At 37.3% G+C, this 6,848-nt stretch carries 7 protein-coding genes; 5 read left to right on the forward strand and 2 right to left on the reverse strand.

From position 1 onward, the window contains the following. The first annotated feature begins 44 nt into the window (after window positions 1-44). Window positions 45-1,226, forward strand: coding sequence for an aminotransferase class I/II-fold pyridoxal phosphate-dependent enzyme (locus H5S41_RS01740; RefSeq protein WP_182601890.1), 1,182 nt, complete (start codon window positions 45-47; stop codon window positions 1,224-1,226). Window positions 1,227-1,297: 71 nt separating this feature from the next. Here H5S41_RS01740 and H5S41_RS11865 read toward each other — a convergent pair whose 3' ends face one another. Continuing rightward, the gene (locus tag H5S41_RS11865; protein WP_003664033.1) at window positions 1,298-1,423 is read right to left on the reverse strand and encodes a hypothetical protein; all 126 of its coding nucleotides are present in this window, start codon (window positions 1,421-1,423) and stop codon (window positions 1,298-1,300) included. A 492-nt stretch (window positions 1,424-1,915) separates the two neighbouring features. Between H5S41_RS11865 and H5S41_RS01745 the strand changes: the two genes are divergently transcribed. The 4 genes from H5S41_RS01745 to H5S41_RS01760 all read left to right on the forward strand — a co-directional run bounded on the left by H5S41_RS01745 (window position 1,916) and on the right by H5S41_RS01760 (window position 6,008). Then, window positions 1,916-2,767: a MetQ/NlpA family ABC transporter substrate-binding protein gene (locus H5S41_RS01745; RefSeq protein WP_182601892.1), complete on the forward strand. Its 852-nt coding sequence runs from the start codon at window positions 1,916-1,918 to the stop codon at window positions 2,765-2,767. Between the two features lie 17 nt (window positions 2,768-2,784). Further along, window positions 2,785-3,309 (forward strand): peptide-methionine (S)-S-oxide reductase MsrA, encoded by a 525-nt coding sequence (msrA, locus tag H5S41_RS01750; RefSeq protein ID WP_163704997.1) that lies wholly within the window; start codon window positions 2,785-2,787, stop codon window positions 3,307-3,309. Window positions 3,310-3,624: 315 nt separating this feature from the next. Next, window positions 3,625-4,923, forward strand: a complete 1,299-nt coding sequence (gene serS, locus H5S41_RS01755; protein WP_182601894.1) for a serine--tRNA ligase — start codon at window positions 3,625-3,627, stop codon at window positions 4,921-4,923. A 137-nt stretch (window positions 4,924-5,060) separates the two neighbouring features. Then, window positions 5,061-6,008, forward strand: a complete 948-nt coding sequence (locus tag H5S41_RS01760) for an L-lactate dehydrogenase (protein WP_182601896.1) — start codon at window positions 5,061-5,063, stop codon at window positions 6,006-6,008. Between the two features lie 62 nt (window positions 6,009-6,070). On the opposite strand, the gene H5S41_RS01765 is transcribed toward H5S41_RS01760, so the two are convergent. Next, window positions 6,071-6,781: a helix-turn-helix transcriptional regulator gene (locus H5S41_RS01765; RefSeq protein ID WP_182601898.1), complete on the reverse strand. Its 711-nt coding sequence runs from the start codon at window positions 6,779-6,781 to the stop codon at window positions 6,071-6,073. Window positions 6,782-6,848 lie beyond the last annotated feature (67 nt).

Genomic DNA, 6,848 nt, shown 5'->3' on the forward strand with positions numbered 1-6,848 from the left:
TTATAATTAAAAAGTGTAATTAGTTTAAAAGGGGACTTAAATAAATGGTTGAAATGAGTAAATATATGCGGAAAATCTTGAGTGATGTTCCTACGCTAAAGGTATTTGATTTCTCTCAGTATGTCTCAAAAATTCCAGGAATTATTAAGTTTACAATTGGTGAACCTGATTTTGATACGCCAGAGTATATTAAAGAGGCGGGGATTAAAAGTATTGAAAATAATCGAACGCACTATGCACCGCAACGAGGAACAGTTGGCTTACGGAAAGCAATTGCAGATACATTAGCTAAAAAGTATGGTCTTCACTATGATCCCGCAACTGAGATTCTTGTTACTAATGGGGTGACAGAGGGAATTTCTACTGCTATTACTGCGATTACAAATCCTGGCGATATTATTCTTGTCCCAACCCCTACATTTTCAATTTATACGCCGGATGTAATGATTGCTGGCGGAACACCGGTAGAAGTTGATACATCGAAGACTGGCTTTAAATTAACCCCAGTATTGCTACAACAATATCTTGATAAATATGGTAATCGAGTTAAGGGAGTCGTTTTTGTTAATCCATCTAACCCGACTGGTATTGCTTACAGTCAAACAGAAATGAATGACTTAGCTGCCCTTATTAAGGGAAAACCTATTTTTGCAATCTGTGATGAGATTTATAGCGAGCTGAATTATGATGGCGAATATTCTAGCATGGCTAAGGTAATTCCAGAACAGACGATCCTCGCAAACGGCTTTTCTAAATCATATGCGATGACAGGATGGCGGATCGGCTACCTTTGTGCGCCAGCTAAAGTGACTGACTTATTATTTAAGGTTCATGCTTTTGCCGTAACAGATATTGCAACGTTTGTTCAGGATGCTGCAGAGGCGGCTTTAAAGGCTGGGGATGAGGCAACAAAAGAGATGGACGCTCAGTACATTAAGCGGCGTGACTATATGTATAAGCGCCTTACAGGAATGGGCTTTAAATGTAGTCAGCCAATGGGCGCATTCTATATCTTTGCAAAAATTCCACCGTTTCTTGATCAAGATGATAATAAGCTGATTTATCAGCTAGCTAATGATGCTAAAGTTGCGGTGACAGCCGGATCGAACTTTGGCAAGGGCGGCGAAGGATATCTTCGTTTTAGCTATGCAACAGGCATGGATCAGATTAAAGAGGGGATGGACCGCCTCGCAGGCTTTTGTAAAAAAGAACAAGATAATAAATAAAAAGAAAAGAGACAGCGGTGTTAAAAACATCTCTGTCTCTTTAAGTATATAAGTGAATTGCTTCAAAAAAGTTATTCGCTCAGTTTCTTGGCGTCAGCATCAATCTTTGCAAAACCAGAACCATCTGGCTTCTTGCTGCCACGCTTTTCCATAGCTTTACGAGCCATTTCCTTACGTTCTTGCTTACTAAGTGCCATAAATAACTTCGCCTCTTTTTCTGAAACGCTTCAACAACAGTTATTAACAAAAATAAAATAACTGTTACTAATATTATAGTTCAGTCTATAAAAAATGCAATAAACATCATTATTTACGGTAGGGTTCATAAAAGGAGGTTGACTTTTATGATGAATATCGTTAATATGATTAAAAATAAATTAAAATATTGTTAGAAAAGATGAGTAGTTATTTTACGACCTATACAGAGAGCCATGGTAGCTGGGAGATGGCAGGAACCGGAATAATGAAGATGGTCCTTAGTTAATTGAGAGAGTGAGCTTGGTTAAAGAGTAAATTCTCTACGGGGTAGCAGCCGTTATCCATGCTTCTAATTTCAAGGCGAGATTAGAATTGAGGGTACTTTTTGTACTAAAGACAGGGTGGTAACGCGTTATTAACGTCCCTAAGAGCACGGCATAGTTGTTCTTAGGGGCGTTTTTCTTTTCTAACATAAAGGAGGATTAAACAGAATGAAACGAAAAAGAAGGACAGGGTTAATTATTTCAATTGTTTTAGCAATTATTGTGGTGGTTGGTATTGCCGGGATAGTCCACCAACGTTTTGGTAAAACTTCAACCACGACTGTTCGCTTGGGGTTAGTTGGAACAGATTCGGAGCCGGTATGGGATAATGTTCGGAAAAGATTGAAAAAGCAGGGGATTAATATTGAATATGTGATTTTTAATGATTATGTTCAACCAGACGTGGCACTTAAGGACGGAAAAATTGATATGCATTCTTGTCTTACTCGATATTACTTTGAATCCTATAATAAGCAACAGAATGCGCACTTAACAGCAATTGGTAATACTGTGATCTCCCCGTTAGGACTATATTCACAAAAATATAAAAAATTACAGGATTTGCCTAATGGAGCAACGATTGTGATTCCAAACGAACCGACAACACTAGGGCGGGGGTTGAACGTATTACAATCAGCAGGACTAATTAAAGTAAAGAAAGATAGTGGAATTAAGCCATCGTTGAAGGATATTACGAGTAATCCACGCAATTTGCAATTTAAGGAAGTTGATCCGGCCACAGCTGCACGGGCCTTGAATTCTGTTGACGCGGCGATAATAAATGGAAATTACGCAGTAGCAGCTAACCTCAATCCAAAGAAAGATTCGCTTTATTTAGAACCAATCAATAAAGCAGCAAAGCCATATGTCAATATAATTGCGGTTCAAGAGAAAAATAAGGATAATGAGGTTTATAAAAAGGTTGTAGCGGCCTATCAAACAGAGCAAACGAAACAAGCGATTGAAAAAACTTATAAGGGCGCTCAAGAAGCAGCATGGCCAATCTATGGTCGCAATTAAGAAAGGATGTAATTATTATGAGTTTAGATACAGCGATATTTGCAGGTGGGTGTTTCTGGTGCATGGTCAAACCTTTCGATACTTATCCTGGGATTGAAAAGGTAGAATCAGGGTATACTGGAGGTCATGTTGCAAATCCTACTTATGAGCAAGTTTGTTCAGGAACAACGGGGCATACTGAAGCGGTAAAAATTACTTTTGATCCCACTAAGGTCTCATATAAGGATCTTGTTGAAATTTACTGGCATCAGACGGACCCGACAGACGCGAGTGGTCAGTTTCAGGACCGTGGTGATAACTATCGGCCGGTAATCTTTGTAAAGGATGAAGAACAACGGCGAATTGCGGAAGAATCTAAAAAGGCTCTCCAAGAAAGCGGCCAATTTGGTAACGATAAGATTGTGACAACGATTGAGGATGCACAACCATTTTATCTTGCAGAAGATTATCACCAAGATTTTTATAAAAAGAATCCGCAACGTTTTGCCTTAGAAGAAGCAGGCGGGCGTCAGCAGTTTGTTGAAAAACATTGGAAAAAGTAATTTATAATAATTTTTTATTTAAATAAAAAATTATTATTGAAAAATGAGAAAAAGTATAATACAATAAAAATCGTAAATAAGAAACACGAAGGCATTTCAAGTAGGTCACTCAGAGAGTCAGTGGGTGGTGTGAGCTGACGACCGAAACTCCGGTGCTTTATAAATGTGGGCGGGTAATTCCGCACGGTTGTAACCGTTATCTACTAAGAGGGTGGCAAATTACTTTGTCAAACTTGGGTGGTACCGCGGAACAAGAGCCATTTCGTCCCAAAATATTTGAGGATGAAATGGCTCTTTTATGCAGGAGGTATTATTATGTTAGACATTAAGAAGATTCGGAAAGATCCTGGTTTCTTTAAGGAGAAGTTAGCTACACGTGGTACTAAACCAGAAGAAATTGATGAAGTATTAAAGTTAGATGCTATTCGACGTGAGCTTCTTCAACAAACGGAAACATTAAAGGCAAAGCGTAATGAAGCATCTGATAAAATTGGTGAAGCAAAAAAGAATAATGAGGATGCAGCAGAAGCGATTGCACAGGTTCGTGAAATTAATAATGAAATTAAAGAGTTAGATGAGAAGTTAACTCAAAATGAAGAAGAGTTTCATGATAAAATGTCACGCTTACCAAATATTCCGCATGAAGGAGTTCCGGTTAGTCTCACTGAAGACGGTGCAACTGAATTACGGAAAGTAGGTAAAATTCGGCAATTTGATTTTGAACCTAAACATCATTGGGATATTGGTGAGAATCTAGGAATTCTAGATTTTGATCGAGCAGCTAAAGTTTCTGGAGCACGATTTGTGTACTATTTAGGAATGGGAGCACAGCTTGAACGTGCCGTATATAACTTTATGTTAGATGAACATATGAAAGACGGTTACACTGAGGTATTACCTCCGTATATTGTTAAGGCTTCTGCAATGTATGGAACCGGCCAATATCCTAAGTTCCGTGAAAGTGTATATCGAGTAAATGGCGAGGATATGACATTGATTCCAACAGCCGAGGTTCCGTTGACGAATTATTATTCTGGCGAAGTTATTCCAGCAAAAGAACTTCCGGTATATGTTACAGCATTAACACCATGTTATCGTTCAGAAGCTGGTGCGGCAGGACGTGATACTCGTGGCTTAATTCGGATGCATCAATTCAACAAGGTAGAGATGGTTAAATATACTCGACCAGAGGATTCATGGGATGAACTTGAAAAGATGACAGCTAATGGTGAAAATATCCTCCAAAAGCTTAATATTCCTTACCATGTTATTACTTTAACGACTGGTGATATGAGTTTTACCGCATCAATGACTCATGATATTGAATTATGGATGCCAGCTCAAAATAAGTATCGAGAAGTATCGAGTTGTTCTAATTGCCTTGATTTCCAAGCACGACGAATGCATACCCAATATCGAGACGAGAATGGTAAACTTCAATATGTTCATACATTAAACGGTTCGGGGTTAGCTGTTGGTCGGACTGTTGCCGCCATTCTTGAAAATTACCAAAATGAGGATGGTTCTGTCACAATTCCAGAAGTCCTAGTTCCATATATGCATGGTGTTACTAAAATTACAAAAGAAAATGCGGTACCATTCCGTAATAAATAATAATGAAACAGTCTAAAAGCCATCTGATGGCCTTTAGACTGTTTTTTAGCCTTTCTTAATAAAAAAATATTATCGTGACATTTTTTTATTAAACTGTTATAGTGGTAATTGAAATTTTAAATTTTGGAGGGATGGTAATGACCGGTGAGCACCAAAAAATAGTCTTAGTTGGAGATGGTGCTGTTGGATCTGCTTATGCATACGCCTTAATAAACCATGGATTATCCGCTGAACTAGCAATAATTAATCATACAAGAGAAAAGGCAATTGGGGATGCATTGGACTTAGAAGATGCAACACCGTTTTTAAATCCAATGAATGTTTATGAAAGCAATTATAGTGCTTGTCGTGATGCAGATATTGTTGTTATTTGTGCAGGAGCAGCCCAGAAGCCTGGTGAAACGCGACTTCAGCTTGTTACAAAAAACTTAAAAATTGTTAATGATATTACTAAAAAAGTAGTTATGAATGGCTTTGACGGTATCTTTATTGTTGCCGTAAATCCTGTTGACATTATGTCTTATGCAGTTTTAAAAGGATCTGGTTTTGCTCCTGAAAGAGTCATTGGAACGGGGACCTCGTTAGATACGGCAAGATTAAAAGTTGCCTTGGCAAAGAAATTTGGCGTAAATCCCTTAAATGTTAACGTTAATATTTTAGGAGAGCATGGTGATTCAGAATTTGCCGCATATTCCTCTGCTGATATTGGTGGCGAACCTTTATTTAAGGTAATCTCCCGAGAAGGGATTAAGCTTGATGAGTTATTTGAAATTGAAAATTCTGTGCGTAATAAAGCATATCAAATTATTAATCGCAAGGGAGCAACCTTTTATGGAGTAGCTACTGCTATTATGACAATCACTAAAGCAATTTTACGAGATGAAAGCAAACTAATAACAGTAGGCTGCTATTTAAATGGTGAGTATGGATATGATGATGTCTATATTGGAACTCCAGCTATTATTGGTGCTGGTGGAGTAGAAGAACTTATTGAAATTCCATTAAATGTTCTTGAAAAATCTGCAATGAGACAATCGGTTGCAACACTAAAACAAACTACTGCCAATGCGATAACTGGTTATTAAAATGTGAAACGATGAATCAAAATATAAAAAGTGGTTAGTGAAGAAAAATTCCCTAACCACTTTTATTTTATAGTATTGTTCTTTTTTACTTTATTTAAGTAACGATAAATTGTTGGTACCGAGCTGTTGAGATATTCTGCAATAACTCGAATGGAGTCTTTAAGCAGGAAATAGCCTTCCTCATATAGTTCCTTAATCAATTCGATTTTTTGATCTTGTTGAAAATAATTAGCTGTTATGTTCAATTCCCGTTCTTTCTTTTCTACTGCTGCTTTGGCAAGAGAAGTTACTGAGTTATTAAAATTCTCAGCAATATTTTCATTTTCCGAAGTCGATGGTGATTGAGAATTATAGTTACCAATTGGCGTAGTGTTTACTTCAAATAATTTACGGAAATTGTCTATTTGTTCGTTAAGACGTTCCAATGGTTCCTGATTAATATTAATACATAGCATCCCAATAACTCTATTACTTTTCCGAATAAAGAATGTAGAGGCCCTAATGTGAGGATGCTTTTTTGATTTACCAGAATAATTAGCAATGTAATTTATCTCATCATCTATCCCATCCTTCATGATTTTTAAAACAAAATCTGAGGCAGGGTCACCAATTTTCCGATTTGTGATTGTTGGATTTTTAATATAAACAACTGCGTGATCTAAATCTGTTACATCGTTAAGAACGACTTCACTATTAGGTCCCAAGATATCAGAGACAAAGTCCGCTAATGGAATGTATTGCTTTAAGTAATCTTTAATTTTTTCTGTTGGCATATTTAAACCTTTCTCCGGTTATAAGTACTTTATAATAGGCCCCCTCCCAAAAATCATGGGGGGGGGG

Source organism: Limosilactobacillus albertensis, assembly GCF_014145555.1.
GTDB classification, from domain to species: Bacteria; Bacillota; Bacilli; order Lactobacillales; family Lactobacillaceae; genus Limosilactobacillus; species Limosilactobacillus albertensis.

Bases quoted from the DNA above. Each gene is read 5' to 3' on its own strand.
- serS (WP_182601894.1), top strand. From the start codon at position 3,625: ATGTTAGACATTAAGAAGATTCGGAAAGATCCTGGTTTCTTTAAGGAG.
- H5S41_RS01765 (WP_182601898.1), bottom strand. From the start codon at position 6,781: ATGCCAACAGAAAAAATTAAAGATTACTTAAAGCAATACATTCCATTA.
- H5S41_RS11865 (WP_003664033.1), bottom strand. From the start codon at position 1,423: ATGGCACTTAGTAAGCAAGAACGTAAGGAAATGGCTCGTAAAGCTATG.
- H5S41_RS01745 (WP_182601892.1), top strand. From the start codon at position 1,916: ATGAAACGAAAAAGAAGGACAGGGTTAATTATTTCAATTGTTTTAGCA.
- msrA (WP_163704997.1), top strand. From the start codon at position 2,785: ATGAGTTTAGATACAGCGATATTTGCAGGTGGGTGTTTCTGGTGCATG.
- H5S41_RS01740 (WP_182601890.1), top strand. From the start codon at position 45: ATGGTTGAAATGAGTAAATATATGCGGAAAATCTTGAGTGATGTTCCT.
- H5S41_RS01760 (WP_182601896.1), top strand. From the start codon at position 5,061: ATGACCGGTGAGCACCAAAAAATAGTCTTAGTTGGAGATGGTGCTGTT.